Source organism: Cohnella laeviribosi DSM 21336, from assembly GCF_000378425.1.
GTDB classification, from domain to species: domain Bacteria; phylum Bacillota; class Bacilli; order Paenibacillales; family Paenibacillaceae; genus Cohnella; species Cohnella laeviribosi.
In genome coordinates, this window is sequence record NZ_KB899822.1 from 1 (window position 1) to 17,619 (window position 17,619).

General features: G+C 55.8%; 15 protein-coding genes and 1 pseudogene. 2 read left to right on the forward strand and 14 right to left on the reverse strand.

Translation table 11 applies throughout. The features are described from left to right. Positions 1-256 precede the first annotated feature (256 nt). From F560_RS0111290 to F560_RS0111315, 6 genes and pseudogenes are all read right to left on the reverse strand, one after another. Positions 257-799: pseudogene (locus tag F560_RS0111290) on the reverse strand (sugar-binding domain-containing protein); the annotation flags it as partial. Positions 800-854: 55 nt separating this feature from the next. After that, complete coding sequence (locus tag F560_RS0111295) at positions 855-1,679, reverse strand: carbohydrate ABC transporter permease (protein WP_019005845.1); 825 nt, start codon at positions 1,677-1,679, stop codon at positions 855-857. Further along, the gene (locus F560_RS0111300; protein WP_019005846.1) at positions 1,672-2,562 is read right to left on the reverse strand and encodes a carbohydrate ABC transporter permease; all 891 of its coding nucleotides are present in this window, start codon (positions 2,560-2,562) and stop codon (positions 1,672-1,674) included. The genes F560_RS0111295 and F560_RS0111300 overlap by 8 nt, the downstream gene beginning before the upstream one ends. A gap of 97 nt (positions 2,563-2,659) precedes the next feature. After that, on the reverse strand, positions 2,660-3,958 hold the full coding sequence (locus F560_RS0111305) for an ABC transporter substrate-binding protein (protein WP_019005847.1): 1,299 nt from the start codon (positions 3,956-3,958) through the stop codon (positions 2,660-2,662). A 183-nt stretch (positions 3,959-4,141) separates the two neighbouring features. Further along, positions 4,142-5,935, reverse strand: a complete 1,794-nt coding sequence (locus tag F560_RS0111310) for a sensor histidine kinase (RefSeq protein ID WP_019005848.1) — start codon at positions 5,933-5,935, stop codon at positions 4,142-4,144. A 3-nt stretch (positions 5,936-5,938) separates the two neighbouring features. Further along, positions 5,939-7,498 (reverse strand): response regulator transcription factor, encoded by a 1,560-nt coding sequence (locus F560_RS0111315; protein WP_019005849.1) that lies wholly within the window; start codon positions 7,496-7,498, stop codon positions 5,939-5,941. Positions 7,499-7,809: 311 nt separating this feature from the next. Here F560_RS0111315 and F560_RS0111320 point away from each other — a divergent pair, with 311 nt between their 5' ends. After that, a complete protein-coding gene (locus F560_RS0111320; RefSeq protein ID WP_019005850.1) occupies positions 7,810-8,196 on the forward strand; it encodes a hypothetical protein in 387 nt (128 codons plus the stop codon). Between the two features lie 175 nt (positions 8,197-8,371). Here F560_RS0111320 and F560_RS0111325 read toward each other — a convergent pair whose 3' ends face one another. The 7 genes from F560_RS0111325 to F560_RS0111355 all read right to left on the reverse strand — a co-directional run bounded on the left by F560_RS0111325 (position 8,372) and on the right by F560_RS0111355 (position 13,165). Continuing rightward, the gene (locus F560_RS0111325; RefSeq protein WP_019005851.1) at positions 8,372-9,025 is read right to left on the reverse strand and encodes a response regulator; all 654 of its coding nucleotides are present in this window, start codon (positions 9,023-9,025) and stop codon (positions 8,372-8,374) included. After that, positions 8,985-10,052, reverse strand: a complete 1,068-nt coding sequence (locus tag F560_RS0111330) for a sensor histidine kinase (RefSeq protein ID WP_019005852.1) — start codon at positions 10,050-10,052, stop codon at positions 8,985-8,987. The genes F560_RS0111325 and F560_RS0111330 overlap by 41 nt, the downstream gene beginning before the upstream one ends. Before the next feature lie 12 nt (positions 10,053-10,064). Next, positions 10,065-10,706, reverse strand: a complete 642-nt coding sequence (gene liaF, locus F560_RS0111335; protein WP_019005853.1) for a cell wall-active antibiotics response protein LiaF — start codon at positions 10,704-10,706, stop codon at positions 10,065-10,067. Positions 10,707-10,951: 245 nt separating this feature from the next. Further along, positions 10,952-11,653 carry a PspA/IM30 family protein gene (locus F560_RS0111340; protein WP_019005854.1) on the reverse strand — a complete coding sequence of 234 codons (702 nt, stop codon included), beginning with the start codon at positions 11,651-11,653 and terminating at the stop codon, positions 10,952-10,954. A gap of 3 nt (positions 11,654-11,656) precedes the next feature. Beyond that, positions 11,657-12,154 (reverse strand): PspC domain-containing protein, encoded by a 498-nt coding sequence (locus F560_RS0111345; protein ID WP_019005855.1) that lies wholly within the window; start codon positions 12,152-12,154, stop codon positions 11,657-11,659. A 3-nt stretch (positions 12,155-12,157) separates the two neighbouring features. Then, positions 12,158-12,826: a PspA/IM30 family protein gene (locus F560_RS0111350; RefSeq protein WP_019005856.1), complete on the reverse strand. Its 669-nt coding sequence runs from the start codon at positions 12,824-12,826 to the stop codon at positions 12,158-12,160. 36 nt (positions 12,827-12,862) lie between these two features. After that, positions 12,863-13,165: a LiaF transmembrane domain-containing protein gene (locus F560_RS0111355; protein WP_156828958.1), complete on the reverse strand. Its 303-nt coding sequence runs from the start codon at positions 13,163-13,165 to the stop codon at positions 12,863-12,865. A 248-nt stretch (positions 13,166-13,413) separates the two neighbouring features. Here F560_RS0111355 and F560_RS0111360 point away from each other — a divergent pair, with 248 nt between their 5' ends. Then, positions 13,414-14,001 carry an NlpC/P60 family protein gene (locus tag F560_RS0111360; protein ID WP_019005858.1) on the forward strand — a complete coding sequence of 196 codons (588 nt, stop codon included), beginning with the start codon at positions 13,414-13,416 and terminating at the stop codon, positions 13,999-14,001. 1,502 nt (positions 14,002-15,503) lie between these two features. Here the strand turns inward: F560_RS0111360 and F560_RS0111380 are convergent. Continuing rightward, positions 15,504-17,609 carry a glycoside hydrolase family 52 protein gene (locus F560_RS0111380; protein WP_019005862.1) on the reverse strand — a complete coding sequence of 702 codons (2,106 nt, stop codon included), beginning with the start codon at positions 17,607-17,609 and terminating at the stop codon, positions 15,504-15,506. Positions 17,610-17,619: the final 10 nt, after the last annotated feature.

Sequence of the window (17,619 nt, forward strand, 5' to 3'; positions counted from 1 at the left end):
AATTGATCTATGATTGCAAGCTCGACCGGCAACTTTCTAACAGATTCCGGGAGAATGGCATCCCAGATGGTCAATTGCTCGTCTCGAAGTTTCAACATTTTCTTCACCTCTTGGAAGGATTCCCGAGGGCTTCTGTTGAACTCCTATAGCAAAGGAATTCTTCCCTCGGGGTGTGGAACTTTGTTATCTCGTCAATAACAATTTCCATTTTGAGGTGCTGAATTCCTTTTAATTATGCTCAAAACACCCTGACTTTTTCAGGGGAAACTATATAAGGAGTCAGCTCAAAATCGGCGGGTGTAAAGCTGTCTTCGCTGTAGCCGACAAAATGACCGTTCAGCCAAACGTAAAAGGCCGACTCCACGCCTTGAAAAGAAATAAACACCGGACGATCCTTCCACTCTGCGGGCAGTACGAAGGTTTTTACATAGCTGCCGACCGGATTGTCATTTTCCGGAATGGCCGGGGGCCGGATTTCATGATGGCCGTCCCAAGGATACATCGTATTTACATATTGCATCCGGCCGTAGCCCTGTGTCTGAATATGGCCCGGCACCTGGATATCGCTCCAGCCGCCGCAGTCAAAGCCGGGCTCATAGAAGCTTGCCGGACGGCTGGCCGGGCTTGCGGCATAGTTAAATTTCCAGCTTCCGTTCAGCGAATGCCGAAGGCTCATTTCACCCGTTGCCGCCTCCTCTTCGCTCGTGAAATATTTATGGTCCGAATAAGCGGGCAGCCGGTTCATTGCAAATATCTTTACATCTGTCAGCCAATCCAAAGAAGGCTGCTTGGTTTTCATAAGGAAAATCCTCCTCCCTGCACGTTCGGGTGCGATCCTTCTAATATTTGACCGATTATTTGACCGAGCCGATCATCCCCGCGACAAAATGCTTCTGCATCACGAAGAACACGATCGCCGTCGGAATTGTGGAGATGAAAATCGCCAGCATAATAACCCCGAAATCCGGCGCATAGCTGGAGCCGAGATTGGAAATCAGCAGCGGAATCGTTTGCTTTTGCGGCGTTTGCAGCACGATCAGCGGCCACAAATAGTTGTTCCAGCTGCTCATAAACGTAATGATGGACGCTGCCGCATACGTCGTTTTCATCGTGGGCGCATAAACGCGGAAGAACAGCCCAAGTTCGGACAACCCGTCGATCCGGCCGGCTTCAAGCAGCTCCTTCGGAAACATTTTTGTACTCTGCCGGAAAAAGAAAATCAAAAACGCCGTTGTCATCGTGGGCAACACGACCGCCGCCAGCGTATCGATGCCGATCAGCGGCAGAAGATTGGTGATTTTGCCAAACATGCGGTACAACGGCACCATCAGCGCCGCAAACGGAATCATCATCGACAGCAATAAAAGATTAAACACGGCGTCCTTGGCCCTGCTTCTGTAAACCTCAAAGCCGTATCCGGCGAGCGAGGCGATCAGCATCGCCAGCAGCGTGGTGGACACGGAGATGAGCAACGAGTTTTTCAAGGCTGTCAGGATGTCGACGGAGCTGAGCAATTTGCGCAAATTGTCCATAAAATAAGTCCCTGGCAGGAGACGTCCACGGGTGACGTCCACGGAGGGATTCGTCGAGCTGACGATGATCCACAGGAACGGAAAAAAGGATACGAACGCCGCTACAATAAGGAAAAGATACATGAAAAATCTTTTCGTCTTATGCATCCCGGTCACCTGCCGCTTTAAATTGAATGATGGACAACAGGACGATCATGATGACGATGGAATACGATACCGTCGCCGCATAACCGAAATCCGCCGAATATTTGAACGACAGATTGTAAATGTACTGCGAAATTGTGGTCGTTGCGTTGCCCGGTCCGCCTTTGGTTATATTCATCACTTCATCAAACAGCTGCAGCGTACCGATCGTCGAGGTGATGGAGGTAAATAAAATGATCGGCTTCAGCATCGGAATCGTGATCCGGAAAAATTGCTTGATCGCGGAGGCTCCGTCAATTCTGGCCGCCTCATAGATCGACGGATCGATATTTTGCATGCCGGACAGGTAAAAAACCATATTGTAGCCGGTCCAGCGCCAAGTAATCGCGATAATGATCGTGATCTTCGCCCAAAAGGGATCGGTGATCCACTGAATCGGGGCAGAGACCACATGCAAATCAAGCAGCAGGGAATTGACCAGCCCGTCGCCCGCAAACAGATATTTGAACACGACCGAATAGGCGACCAGCGAGGTGATGCAGGGCAAAAAAATCGCCGTGCGGAAAAAGCTCTTGCCCTTCAGATTGCGGTCATTCAGCAAAACGGATAAAACTAAGGCCAGCAGCACCATCAGCGGCACTTGAAAAATCAAATAAACAAACGTGTTGGATACGGCGGTAATAAACATGGAATCCGTAAACAGCCGTTTATAGTTGCCGAAGCCGTTAAAGCTCAAATTAGAGCCGGTTCCGGTCTGAAACGACAGGATCAAAGCCTGAATCATCGGATAAAAATAAAAGATGACGATCAACAGCACTGCTGGCACAATAAACAGCCAGCCGACTGCAGAAGCTTTCAAACGGATAGCTGAGCCGGTTGCTCTCATCAGGACTCATCTCCTTTTTCAGATGTATCGTAGAGCGGCCGGAAAACAATAAAACCTTGAACTGGAGCAGCCCAAGGTTTTATTGAATTGCCCGCAATTATTGCAATTGGGATTCGGCCTGCGCCTGAGCATCGCGTATGACGCTGTCCACATCTTTGCCGTTCAAATAATTTTGAACTTCAACGACCAGAATGTCTTCAATCGCATAGGTATGAAGGCCGTAATTGACTTTCGGAACTTCCTCGGTCCATTTGGCAAAATCCGCATAGATTTTTTGTCCGTTGAAGAAATCGTCGCTTTTATCGTAAGCGTCCCCGCTGGAAGCCGCCTTCAGCGATCCGATGACCCCTACTTTGTCGAGCATTTGCGAGTAAAGCTCCGCGTCGGAACCAAAGGTTTCCGCCAGGAAGTTGGCCGCTGTATCCTGACCGTCCATGTTCAGGACGTACCAGGAACTGCCTCCGAGGCTGGAAGCGTTAACCGATTCTTTACTATTCGCCAGGCGCGGAGTCGGTACGACCGCCCATTTGCCCGATTGCGAAGCCTCGGCCTTGATGGATGGCGTAATCCAGTTGCCCGTCGGCACCGTTGCGACGTCGCCGTTGTTAATGGCCGCCAAAAACTGGCTCCAGTCCGAGTTCATTTTCACGATATTCGCATCGAAAAGGGCTTTGTACGTTTCAAGCGCTTCTTTGATAACCGGATTGTCCGCCAAATTCGGGGTCTTGCCGTCGTCCTTCAAATACCAGGTGCCGGCGGATTGAGCCATCATCCGGATCAACCCCAAGTCGTTGGGATCTTGGGTCAGCATATCTTTGCCGGTTTTTTCCTTGACCTTCTTCCCGATTTCGATGTACCGGTTCCAGTCGATATTCGTCAGGTCGTCAACCGTAAAGCCGGCCTGCTTCAAATAATCCGTCCGGACGTACAGCCCGGTAGCGCCGGAATCGAAAGGCACGCCGTATTGCTTGCCGTCAAGACTGGTCGGGCCAATTTTATACTCGGCAAAGTCGGCCGGTTTGATGACGTCGGACATATCGCGGAAAGCGTCGGGATAAGCCTGCAGAAAATTTTGCGCCCGGTAGTCCTCAATAAGCACGATGTTCGGCAGCCCTTTCGTTGTTCCCGAGTTCAGCCCGGTGTTTAACTTTTGTACAATATCATTTTGGGCATACTCCACAATATTGACTTTGACGTCCGGGTGCTTCGCTTCGTATTTTTCCTTCGCGAGTTGCAGCGCAGCGATGTTAAAATTGGGATCCCATGCCCAAACCGTGATTTCCTTGCCGCTTCCGGAACTGCCGCCGGTATTCTTGGCGCCCGAATTGCCCGAACAGGCGGATACGGCCAACATCAACAGCATGCTGACGAGCGCAAATAACAACCGTTTTTTCATTTCTGTTCAACCCCCTGCTCTGTTTTTGGATCTTGAGAAAGCGCTTGCTGTATCCGCTTTTATGATAGCATCGGGGTAATTGGGGCTGTTAGAAATATCTTTGTGCGGATTGGCGATATTATTGTCTATCTTCCGAAAGGAAACTTACGGATCTGGTCATTTTTTTAGATTTTGGTACTTTATTTATATCCGGTCGCCCGCTTCATCCGACTTGGCAATCAGCGGAAGGACAATGCGGACTTTGGTGCCCTCCCCTTTGTTGCTGGAGATGCTAACCCCATATGGTTCTCCGTACAGCAGCTTGATCCGGTTGTTGACGTTTTGAATCCCGATGCCCGTAAACAGCTGACGCCGGCTTTTCGGATTGGGCAAGGGGCCTGTCTCACCCGTAAGCTCCATGCCGTCCCCGTTATCAACCACCTCGCAGACGAGCGAGTCGTCGTTTTTCGAGACCAGGATGTAGATCGTGCCCTCATTTTTTTCATTAAAGGCATGGAAGAAGGCGTTTTCGATAAACGGCTGGATGATCAGTTTGGGCACCTCGTATTGCAGGCAGTCCGGCGCGACAAAATAATTGACCTTGATCCGCTCGCCGTAACGAACATGATTGATAAATACGTAATTTTTCATATTCTCAAGCTCTTGCTCGATCGTGACCGTCTCGCTGACATTGCTGATCGTATTTTGCAAGAGAGAAATCAGGGCGTTAATCGTCTCCGCCGCCATTTCCTTGCTGCCTTTTTGCACCAGCATTTTGATCGACGCAAGCGTGTTGTAGAGAAAATGTGGATTGATCTGCCGCTGCAGCGCCGCCAGCTCAGCGTTGCGCTGCTCCCTTTGAGTATCCAGCAGCCTGCGGATATAATCGTTCAGCTCGTCCAGCATGTAATTGAACGCTTTGCCAAGCTCCCTGACCTCGTAGCTTCCGCTCACCGTAATATAGTTGCCGAAATCCTTTTGCGCGATCATGGACATCTGCCGAACCAGGCGCGTCAGCGAATCGGTCAATCTTCTGGAAATGACAAAAACGACCAGCATGGCGGCCGCAATAATTCCCAAACAGGTCAAAGACACCGATCTCACGTCAATAATCTGTCCGGCGGTATACTGCCGGTCGATCAGGTTCACCAGATAAAAGTTGTATGAAGGCAAATAATTGGATAAAATGATCCGCTCTTTCCCCATCACGGAGCCGTTTTTATAATTAAGCTTCTTGCTCTCGATCTCCTTGGCTTCCTCTAACAGCTCCGGAGCAGAGCGGCCGATCAGCTCCGGGCGGTTGCTGGAGACGATGGCGCCCGAAGCGTCCAAGACCAGCACGTCGTTGCCGGTGCTGGTGAAATTGGAATAAAACTGCTTAAACTCCCGCTCGCGGATCGAGATATACAGCATGCCGTATAGCTGTCCGCTCGTCCGTTCCACCAGCGCCTTGGAGGCGATGATGTAGCGCTCCGTTTCACCCTCATTTTGCCGCTCATCGTATTGATACATAAGGCGCTGCGGATGGGCCGCCGTATTCACGGTCAGCGGGGCGGCCGCCAATTGTTCCTCCGTGACCGGCCAATAGGCCCGGTCGGTGGAATAGCTGCGGCCGTTCATTCCCGTTATCGTCACCGCCACATCGTAAGCGTTGATGTTGGAGGTCAACTGCTTCATCTGCTCCGACATGCGGTAATACACCTTGGACATCGAGACGGAATCCATCTCTCCCCCGGTCAAAAAGGTTTTGATCGTGCCGCTCTGCGAGGCATAGCTGGCCGCATTGACGATTGAGTCGTTAAAGGAGTCGAGGCTGGTGTTGATTTGCTTCAGCACCTTGGCATTGGTAATGCTGAACGTCTCTGCGAACAGCCGCTCCGACATGCGGATCGTAATCAGCGAGGTAAGCAGGCAGACAGCGACAATGCTCGCCGTCATCACGATAAACAGCTTGGAGAACAACCGCTGGTTGCTCAGTTTTTCGATCATTTTTTTCATGGATCAGTTCCTCTTGCTGCGATGTTGTCTGCGGTATTGGCTCGGCGACATGCCGGTTTGCTTCTTGAATACTTTTGTAAAGTAGCTGTGATCGGAATAGCCGACCCGTGCGCTGATTTCCGAGATGGCCATTTCATCCGCGCGCAACAGCTCGGCTGCCTTGGCAATTCTGATCTTGTTCAGGTATTCGCTGAAGCCTTCGTCATTATGAGCGGAAAAATAACTGGACAGATAGGAGGGATTAAAATGAAAATGCCTGCTGAGGGAACTTAAGCTGAGCGGTTCGCTATAGTGTTCGTCGATATACTCCAGCAATTTTCTCATATTTCCATTTCCCGCTTGCTGGAACCGGGAGGCTGCCAGCTTTTCCGCTTCATCCAGAAAAGCGTTCAGCGACGCAACCGCTTCCGTGACATCCTTCGCCTCATCGATGGCCTTGAAATAGGCGTATTTCACATCGTCCAGTTCCTTCACCTGTTCATTCATATCCGCAAGAATAATCGTGATGTTGAAAATGACGTTGCCAAGGAACGATTTGAACTCAAATGGAGGCGTACGATAATTGCCCGCCGCCTGATCAACGTATTCCCGCAGCCGGCCAAACGCGGAAGCAAACTGCTTCTTCCGCAGTTCGGCCGTCAACAGCTTCATGTCGAATGCTTCCGGGACCCGGGCGGGAGGCAACTCGCTTGCTTTCATCATGATCCGGCCGGGAAAATAAAAACGGTAAGCCAACAGCCGCAGCCATTCATCCCGGTATATTTCCGCCAATTGGCTAAGCTCCCCGAACATGCCGCTTACCGCCCACACCATTTCCGGCATGCTCTCGGACTTTTCCGCCGCAAGCGCATGAACCTCGGCAATGACCGCCTCATAATGCTCCCGCGGCATATTGGCCAGCATCAGCAGCTGCTTGTTGCTTGCGGCAATCGCCTTCGATACCGTCGGGAAGGCGAGCTTCTCAAATCGCGCCTCCAGATTGGCGGCCAGCCCGATGATATAGCTGTGCGGCTCTCCGGCAACCCGGCTCAGGTCCGCGCCTAGCAGCACAAAGGCGTCGTAAGGAAAATATTCCGCCAGTCGGCCGTCTTCGTCCGAATCGTAGCCGGCCAGCAATCGGTCCAGCAAACGGTCCACGGAGAAGCTGCCGTCCGCCGTTTGCTTCTTATGCTTCAGACCGGGAATTTTACGCGCCGTATTTTGCAGCGCCTGCAGCAGCTCCTCCGTTTCCAACTTCGGTTTCAAAATATAATCCGCTACCCCGCTTTGGAACGTAGACCGCACATAGTCGAATTCCCCATAGCTGCTCAGCACGATGACTTCGATCTGCGGGTAATGCGCTTTCAGAATACGGGTAAATTCCTCTCCGTCCATGACCGGCATCACTATATCCGTAATCACAATGTGAGGCGACAGCCGCTCTATCAAGTTCAGCGCTTCCTTGCCGTTCGAAGCTTCTCCGACAATCTGAAAGCCGAACTGCTCCCAGTTCAGATGATGTTTAATCCCCTGCCGCACCAATATTTCATCATCGACAATCAATACCCTGCAGAACTCATCCATGCCCGTCCCCCCCTGTTCTGACAACGTTTTCATTCCGATGGATGCGGTTTATATATTCTTCAGTTTATATATGCTAGCATAAGATAGAAAAATGGCAAGCCGAACCTCTCCGAACATTGTCGAACTTTCCCGGACCCTTGATTTGGAGTTTATGTCCAACACATCACTGCTCGGCTTTTTGCAGCTTTCGCTGGCGCACAACTTATCTTTTAGGTTTTGCCTTCCGCGATGGGTTAGGTGAACACCCATACGCAGGAGCCCCCGGGTGAATATACTGGTCTTACATTTGAGCAGCGGAGGGGGGTGAAGGGATGTTGGAGCAATATGTTCCTGCCGACGAAGAAAACCTGCGGAAGCTAAAGGGATATCCGGTCTGCATCATCATGAACGACGGAGCCCGCTATTTCGGCTTGATTACGGATTGCAAAAAAGGGAAAGTCGTGCTTAACAGCAATTTCGGGCCGGAGCCGATCGAGGAAGGATCTTCCCATTCATCCTTTAAGCCCGAGAAACGCAAAAAGCGCGCAGCGGAGCGCACCAAGCAGCGCAGCCATCGCAAAGCGGACGTCTGGACAGAACACAAGACAGCCTCCGGCGGACATGTCCCGGAAGCCCCGTTCCGGGAACCGTTCGAAGGCTCGCCCCGTTCGAAAATCGTCCTGCCGCTGGAGCCGATCGAAGCGGTGTTGCTGCTGTAAACGGCAAATCGGCGCCGCCCCGTTCCCGCCTGGTCCCTCGCCGCCCGCAGACGCTCCGTCTGCGGGTTTCTTCAGACCCTCGCGCAAACGGGCGAACGGCAAAAAACGCCGGGCGAACTCCGGCGTTTTATTCATGCATATGTACGGCTGCCGGAGCACGGGCCGCTTCCGCGGACTATTCCGCCAGCCCGTTCCGGTGGGCGTAAATCGCGGCCTGCGTGCGGTCCTCGACCCCAAGCTTGCCGAACAGATTCGTCAGATGGTATTTGACGGTTTTGACGCCGATAAACAGCTCGTCGGCAATTTCCTGGTTGGACTTGCCCTGCGCGATCAGCTTCAGCACTTCCATTTCCCGCTCCGTCAAGTCGTCGTGCGGCATCGAAGCCGCTGCGGCCGGCTTGCGGAAGCGGTTCATCATTTTGGAGGCGACCTGGGACTCCAGGACGGCCTGACCGCGCGCGGCGGCCCGGATCGCATCGGCGATTTCGGAGGCGCGGGACGTTTTGAGCAGATAGCTGAATGCGCCCGCTTCAATGACCGGATACATTTTCTCGTCGTCCAGATAGCTGGTCAGAACAATGACGCGGCAGTCGGGGTGTTCCTCCATAATCCTTCGCGTCGTTTCGATGCCGTCCATTCCTTCCATGACCAGATCCATCAGCACGACGTCCGGTTTGTACGCTTTCGCCAACCGCAAACCTTCGGCGCCGTTTCCCGCTTCGCCGATCACCTCGATTCCTTCCTCCGTTCCCAGGACGGCCGCCAGCCCGATTCTGACCATCTCGTGGTCATCGACCAGCAGTACCCGGATCGGATTGCACTCCGCCATCGTTCCACCCCCTCTCTTCGGCCATGATCGGCACCCGAATTTCGATTCTCGTTCCTTTGCCGGGAGCGCTGGCGACATTGAAAGAGCCGCCCAGCTCGTTCGCCCGCTCCTCCATGCTGACGAGGCCGTAGGACGTATGCTTCTTCTCCTGGACGTCAAAGCCGACGCCGTTGTCGCGGATCGCAAGTCGAACCGTGTCGCCGCGCCGGTGCAGCGCGATGTCCATTCGGGTCGCCTTGGCATGGCGAAGCGTATTGGAAAGCGCCTCCTGCACCATCCGGAACAGATGGTTCTCCATCCCTTTGTTCAACTGCAAATCTTCGTCCATATCCAGCGATATATGCATCGGGACTTTGGCTTGCATTTCCTTGACAAGTTCGGGAATCGCCTGCGCCAGCCGCTTCCCGTCCAGATGGACCGGCCGCAGGTGAAGCAGCAGCGCCCGCATTTCGGATTGCGCGACGGCGGCCATCTCCTCGATGAGCTCCACCTGGCGCCGCGCCCGTTCGAAATCCTGCTCGAGCGTTCTGCCGACCGCCGTGGCGGTCATGGAAATGGCGAACAACTGCTGGCTGACCGCGTCGTGAAGCTCCCTCGCCAGCCGCTGGCGCTCCTCGATAACCGCGCTCATCCGCACCTTGGCGGCAAGCTCCGTATTATTGGAGGAAAGCCGCTGGAGCGTCGCCACCTGCTCTTCCCATTTACGGCTTAACCTTGACAGCTGCTCCGCAAGCCGGCCGATTTCATCCTTGCCCATATTGGGCAGCGGCGGCACCGGGTTTCCCTTCTCCAGCATAAGCATCGCATCCCGCATCAGTTCGACCCGGCTTCGGATCGGGTAGCTGCGATAAAACCCGAAGGCCGCCCCCGCCGCGATCAGCACGCCGATGGCCGTCAGGCCGAACGTGATGATCGTCGACCAGGATTCGAACGGAGCGGCCAGGCCCTGACTTTCCAACAAATAGACGACGAGAAAACCGATGCCGAGGGAGAACAAAACGGCTTCGCCCATTTGACGCCACACCATTTGGACCCCTCCTCACATCGAACGAATTTTAATATTGCCTACGAGATAAAACAACTGGAGTTTCAATTGATGCGCTTTTTGGTCGTAATCGGGCGAACGCCAGTAGATCCGTTGAGCCATGCCGCCCTCTTGCTGCGCGTTCCAGCCGATCTGGCCCAGGAGAACGGACGCTTCGATCTGCAAGCCGTAATCTTCCGGCACGATCCATTCGACATCCCCCATGATTCCCTGGAGCACCACCGTTGTCTCGCGCTCTTCCGGAACCGCCATCGTCAAATCCACCCGGATTTCCCCGAACGCATGCCAGTACGCCATCGACCGGAGTATCCATGAGGGCTGGTCCAAACGCAAATGAAGCAGCAGGCGGTGCCGGCTGACGAAATTGCCCGGTCCGGGCGGTTTCGCCTTCATATAAAACACCCCGAGCGAGAGGAGCACGATCGCGACGACGAGGCCGAGTTGATTGATGATCAGCGCCAGAACGGAAACCGCGATCAGGACGGCGGCCTTTCGCTCGCGATCGCTTCGGAACCGGACAATGCCCAAAACAAGCAGCGCCAACGCATTCGCCGTCAAGTAACCCGCCACTCCGCCCAGCAAGAGATAGCTGCCGGCCGCAATGAACACAAGAGCCTGTTTCGGTATCGATTTCATAACGGCCGTCCCTCCTAGCGGTTTCTAACGATGACTTCACGGCGAAGGCCATAACGGACCCCCGGGGTCCGTCATGGCCTGATCGATGCCTTCATCACAGCATTCTTTGTAAGAATATCACAAGTTTCCGGTTGCGGAAAACGGTCTTTTCGGTCCGCTCTCCTCGGCTCGCTCTTCCCGGCCCGTTCGCCGCCGATCCGGGCGATCGCCCGGGATCGGCTTGCGGCCATCCGCCTGCCCCGCGCTTATTCTTCCGAAGCCGGAGCGGAAGCCGGGGACGGGGGAGCGATCCGGCTCTTCAGCGCGGCAAGCTCCTGCTCGACGCGGAACGCTTTGTCGGGATCGAGGCTCGAAGCCGGGGCGGCAAAGGGAGTGCCCGGCATGCGGACGACGTCGGCTTCCGCCTCCATTTGCAGAATCTTCTCCTCCATCCGGTGGAAGCCGCGGGACGCCGCGCCGCTTTCGATCGTATGAAGCGAGCTGATCTGCGACAGCTGCTTGCGCGCCTTCGCCATTTGGGCGCGGGCGGCCAGTTCGTTGCGCTTGTTGCGCAGCTTGTAGTATTCGTCCTTCATTTCATGCAGCTGAGCCGTCAGCTCGCCGACTTGCGCATGCGCCTGTTCGTGCAGTCCAACCAGGTTGTTCGATTGCTGATCGTAGTAGACTTTTTCTTCGAGCAGCTTGCGGGCCAGCGCTTCGTTGCCGGAGCGCAGCGCCTGCTCGGCTTGCGACGCGCGCTCGGCGCCGATGCGGATCGCCTCGTCGAGCCGCTGCTTCATCCGGCGCTCGGCGGCCATCTGCCGCGCCACCGTCACTTCCGCTTCATGGATTTCTTTCTCCATGTCGCGCAAATACTGGTTCAGCATGACGACCGGATCTTCCAGCTTGTCAAGCAATTCGTGAATGGAAGCCTTCGTCAAATCCTTCATCCGTTGAAATACACCCATGGTTTATTCTCCTTTCGATTCCTTTTCGAATTTGGCAATGCGGGCCTTCAGTTCTTCGATTTCGCGCCGAAGCGCCTTCTTCTCGATGTCGTCCATCATGGCATCCAGTCCGCCCGATTCCCCCGGCGCGGCGGAGTTGCGGATCTTGGCTCCGCCGGCGAACGCTCCGCCTCCCGCCGCCTGCGGTCCCGGTCCGGGGGTCCAGCCCTGCTGCGGGGACGGCGAATAGGCGTTGTGGGGGGGCGTCCACCCGTAATGGGCGCCGCCGGCGCGCGGTCCGCCGCTCCACGGATCGCCGAACGGGTCGGCGCCGAAGTTCGGCTGCTGGGGAATGATCAGGCCGGCGATGAGATAGACGAAGATGACGGATCCCGCCGAGAATACGGCGACAACCACCAGCAGGATGCGCAGCAACGTCGCGTCCACGCCCAGGTACTCCGACAGTCCGCCGCAAATGCCGAATATTTTGCGATCCCGCGACGAACGATACAATTTGCGCATGGATTAACCTCCTTGTTGCAGTTTGCGTTTCAGTTGCTCCAGTTCCCGTTCGATGGTGTCGTGAACGACCGTTCCGGCCTGGTATACCAGTTCCTGCCCCATGCGGCGAAGATCGCGCAGGCTTCTTGTCTCCAGCTCGATGTCGGTCAGCCGGTCGTTCAACTTACGGAACATGCTCGCCGGCCCGTCCGCCGCGCCGGCACCGAACCGCGCGTTCAGCCGCTGCTGCAGGCGCAGCGATTCCATGCGGGCCAGATAGAACTGCCGCTGGTCGTACACGATGCGGTACTCATCCCTGAGTTCCTGAAGCAGCTGCTCCAGCTCGGCCAATTCGCTGCGGCTTTGCTCGTACAGCTCCTTGTAGCGCTGCGCCTTCTCCTCGTGGATCACTTTATCTTGAAGCGCCAGCTTGGCGACGTTTTCTTCCCCGGCTTTGAGCGCCGTGACGGCTTGTTCTTCGCGCCTATTTTTCCAATGCTCGGCTTCTTTCCACTGTCTCAGCAGGTGATCGTTATGCGCCGCGTACTGCCTTTGGAGCTGCTCGCACTGAACGATTTCCTGATGCGTCGACCACAGAAACTGATCGATCAGACGAACGGGGTCTTCCGCTTTTTCCAAGCGATCGTTCAAGGTCGCTATCGTCATATCGCGCACTCGTTTGATGACGCTCATCTCGTTCCTCCTTCTTATGGCTTCCGGCCCGGAGCGTTATACTCGTCTCATATTGCGGGCCAGCAGGGATATTCCGAAAACGATCAGGCCGATTGCAGCGACCCAGAAGATGACGGCGGACAGCTTGCCCAGCAGCATGAAGCCGCCGATCACGATCAGAATTCCGCCGATGAACCGGTTGCCGTTTCTCCAGCCGAGCACGCCCAATCCGACGACGAGCAGCGGGATCAGCAATCCGATCAGAAATCCGAAGAGATTGCCCAACTTCCCGACCAGAAGCAAACTGCCGATCACAACGAGCACAATGGCCAATCCGTTCCCCTTTTTCAATGGCTGCACCTCCTTTTGCCAGTTCGGCCGGCTCGCGCCTTTGCCGAGTCGTTCACCTCACAATCCCATTGTAAACCGGACCGGATTTGCGCATAACGGACCCGCGCATGTTTTTGACCCTGGACTGCGGTCGGGGAGCCTTACCGTCTTCCGTCCCCGGCGCGGTCGGCCTTGCGGACAAGTGGCAACATTTGAGGGTTCCAATCGGGCTCCGGCCTATGTTAGCGTAAAGATACAACCTGCTGGGAGGTGCGAACATGAAAGCACTGGGACTTGCCTTGCTGGCGTTCGGCATCGCAGCCGGTTCCTTGGCCGGAACGGCCGGAAAGGTGGCGGCGGCGCCCGCGGACGCATCCTCGGCCGATCGGCAATCCGGTGACCAAGCGGATTTGGCGGACGCGAAAGCCGCCGATATCGAGAACGTGATCGCCGACGGCATGAAATATATGGGCACGCCTTACGAATTCGGGGCCGACCGCGAGTCGGACAAGACGTTCGACTGCTCTTCCTTCGTGCGCTGGATTTTCCGGGAGGCGCTGGGCATCACGCTGCCGGCCGATTCCCGCGGACAAGGAAAATATGTAAAAGAGAAAGGGCACGCCGTAACGGACATCGATCGGCTGAAGCGCGGGGATCTGGTGTTTTTTATGGCGTACAAAGGCCCCGACAAGTCCGATTACGAAGGCATCGACAAATCTTCCGAGCGCATTACGCACGTCGGCCTCTACCTGGGGAACGGCAAGCTGCTGCATACCTACTCCGTCAAAAGCGGCGGGGTAACCGTAAGCACGATAAAGGACAACTCGTGGGAATACCGCTTCCTGTTCGGAGGCAGCGTGTTATAGTGTAATTCTGCTTAAGCGGACAGCGCCGTCCTTGACCTAGGCGCATTCGCTTGAGCGCCAGACGATTTAAAAAAATAACCCGGAGCCGCAGGCATTTTCAACCGCTTGCTGCTCCGGGTTTTCCTTTTTCAGCGGATCTTTTCGCATCGTGCACGCGGCAGGACCGATCTTTTTCAACCTTCGGATATACCGGCTTCCCCTACGCACACTTTCTTCGGCTATCCTCCCTTTTCAGGCCGCACTTTCTTCGTCTATATTCCTCACCGCGCCTCACGACGCACCCTCCTCCAGCTATATTGGATTTGGTACAGGATAATCCGTTCATTTTTGCCGTTCGTCACCCTATACTGGATTTTCTCCAATGAATTGCTTATTTGAAGGGAGGTTTCGGATTAAGCGTGCTTAAATCGTTGGATATTTCCAAGATAGCCCTCGCATAAAGAAACAAAACGCCTCGTTCGTTGGATCATTTCCAATGTAGCTCTCACGCGGGAGGCAAATATGGCGGCACTTGGCCGAATTGCGGAATCTCGCGGCCCTGCCAGTCCGCAGCTTACGATTCGTTTGTCCATTCCTGCAGCGTTTTGATCGTTCGGGGAGCAACGAGAATATAGAGGAGAGGAGCCCGGTAAGACCCTCCTGCGTTCACCACATTTTTCAACGTTACGATTTCGTTCTTGGCAATCGCGGGGCGATCCGACGCCCTCCCCAACTGTATAATTATCGGATTAGACGCGAAATCCCTCCAAAGTTACAAACTATTTTTTGCTTCCGATTTTATGGCCAATTTCTTGCGTAAATGATGGGCAAGCGAAAGCCGTCCGACCGCTACGTCTGCCGCCGGGATATGCCAGTACCCTTCTTTGCCGCCAGCCCCGCCGCTCGCCCGCCATGTAGTCCGCCCAGTACCCTTCTTTGCCTCCTGCCCCGCTGCTCGCCCGCCATGTAGTCCGCCCAGTACCCTTCTTTGTCGCCAGCCCCGCCGCTCGCCCGCTATGTAGTCCGCCCAGTACCCTTCTTTGCCGCCTGCACCGCTGCTCGCCCGCCATGTAGTCCGCCCAGTACCCTTCTTTGCCGCCTGCCCCGCTGCTCGCCCGCTATGTAGTCCTCCCAGTACCCTTCTTTGCCGCCTGCCCCGCTGCTCGCCCGCCATGTAGTCCGCCCAGTACTCTTCTTTGCCGCCTGCCCCGCTGCTCGCCCGCTATGTAGTCCGCCCAGTACCCTTCTTTGCCGCCAGCCCCGCCGCTCGCCCGCTATCGCTTCTTTGGCCATTCAAATCCGGGCGAAAACGGGTTTGTAATTGCCGTTATAGCAACTGCAATCCACCGGCCGGTCCGGTTTTGATGCCATCCTGAGCTCATAAAAATAAACCTTCAATCCCCCCGCATTTTACGGGGGTTTCGAAGGTTCATTTTTGATATGGCACGGGTTTTATACGGCGTTGGATTTTCGGGCAGCCCTTTTAGGACAGCCTCTGGCAACAAACATCAATGCCTTCCATCTTATTCTTCCAGCCACAAAATGCTCGTGACGCCGCGCGGGTAATATTTGCTGCCGGTAATTTCGCCCGCGATGATCTGGTCGCTCCAGCTCCAGACGGACAGCTCCTCGTGCGTCAGCCACTTCACGTGGGCGGCGTCCGCTCTCGCTCCCTTTTCGTCCCACGGCAGTCCCAGAATGCGCCGGGCGATGAACTGGCACAAATAGATTTTGCTCAGCCAGCTGTTGTCGCTCGTCGACGAAATTTTCCAGCCGCCGTCCGGGAACAGGCAGACGCCCTCGCGCAGCACCTCGCGGAAGTGGCGGTCCAACGCGCGAATGTATGCGCCGAACCTTCCGTCCGCATCCAGCGCTTCCCGGCAGCCGGTCACATAAGGGAAAATCAGTCCTTCGATCGCCGGAATGATTTTCGAGTTGTTGCCTTCGCCGATGACGGCCGGAATCGTACCGTCCTCCTGGACGTGGCTGACGATCGTGTCGGCGCACCGCTGCGCTTGCAGGCCCGCAACCTCGGCCAGCTCGCCGCAGCCGGTTTCCTTGAACAGCTTCTCCATCGCCACGTAGGCCGCCCAGGTTTTGCCCGCCAGGTAGATGTTGTTGCGCGCCTGGCCAAGCGAAACGTCGAGGCTGTCGTACGTCGTGATTTCCGCCCCGCCCATCGTCCGCGAGCTGTCCAGGCCCATGACGCCGTTGCGCTGCGCCGGGTCCGGGTGGTCCCGGTTCAGCATGCTTTCCAGACAGCTTTCCAGCACGGTCAAATTGGCCTCAAGCCATGCCCGGTCTCCCGTCCGCTCGACATAGGCCGCGGCGCAGAGCACCCAGTTGACGAGCTGCTCGTGCGTCATATGCGAGAAGCAGCCGTCGAGACCGTAGCGCTCGTAAGCGGAATAGCCGGGACGAGACAGCACGTTAGCTACGCCCATGTCATGCGTAAAGCTGATGCCGCCCGGATATTCGGTCTCATCCCCCGGGAAGCGGACCGTATCGGTGTAGCTGTACCGTTTGACGAACATGTCGAGCTCGTTGCGCACCGTCCACGGATTGAATTTCAGCTCGAAAAAGAGCTGGTCGACGGTCAGGTCGAACGTGTTCATCATCCGGTATTCGCCCTCGTTGACGACCCAGAACGGCTCGCCGTCCAGTTCCAGCAGCTGCGTGGAGCCGTAATAGCTGCGGATCGCGTGCGCCATCATAAATTTCTGGTCCTCGGACAGACGCCCGTTCTCAAGCAGCCCGTTTGCCCGTTCCGCCGAGGCTTTCAGCGCGTCGAAGCGCTCCGCCGCGTATTCCGCCACCGCCTCGATATTGCGGAAATAACGGGTATAATAGTAAGACGTATCGAGACCCGCGGTGACGATGCCGCCCCGGTAAAAGCAGATCACGAAGCGGTACACGGCTTTCTCTCCGGGCTCCGCATCGGCGATAAGCGCGCCGACCGTGCCCAGGCCGAACGTCCAGTTCTCGGTCAGCTTTTCCGTCAAAATATCTTCCATGCTGAAATGCAGCGCCGAACGCACCCTTTTGTCGTCGGTCGCGATGGCGATGCTGCGCCCTTGTCCGACGCCCGCCAGGCTTGACGTATCGTCCAGCCGCCGCATCGCGCTGTACGGATCGGCGCCCCGAAAGCCGAAAAACGCCCGCCGCTTGCGGCTCGAACGCGTATTGTCGACGATGAGCTCCGCCAGCACGGCCGGAACGAGCGCCTCCCGCAGTTCCTCCTCGTCCGCCGTCTTCGGATCGGGAACGGAACGGACCTGCGTATAAATCTTAAACGTCAGGTCGCCCGCGGTCCACGCGTCCGTGCCGAGGCGGAAGTCCCGCTTCACTTGCGATTTGGGCCACGCGTGCAGCAAGCGCGGCTTGTCCGGGTTCGGGTCCGGATTTTCGATGTCGTACCGTTTGCTCTCGTCCTCTTCCTGGGATTCGTAGAAGGGCAGCGTATCGTAGCCGCTTCCGTCCTCCCGCTCCAGCCCGATGTAGACGTTCTGCTTCGGCGATCGGCCGAGCTCGAGATCGAAGCCGCCCCCCGGTCCCGGAAACCCCAGCGTAAAGCTGGCAAAAGCGCCGATCGGCGAATGATGCGCGTTAAAAAAATCGTTGCGTCCCATTGCGGCACAC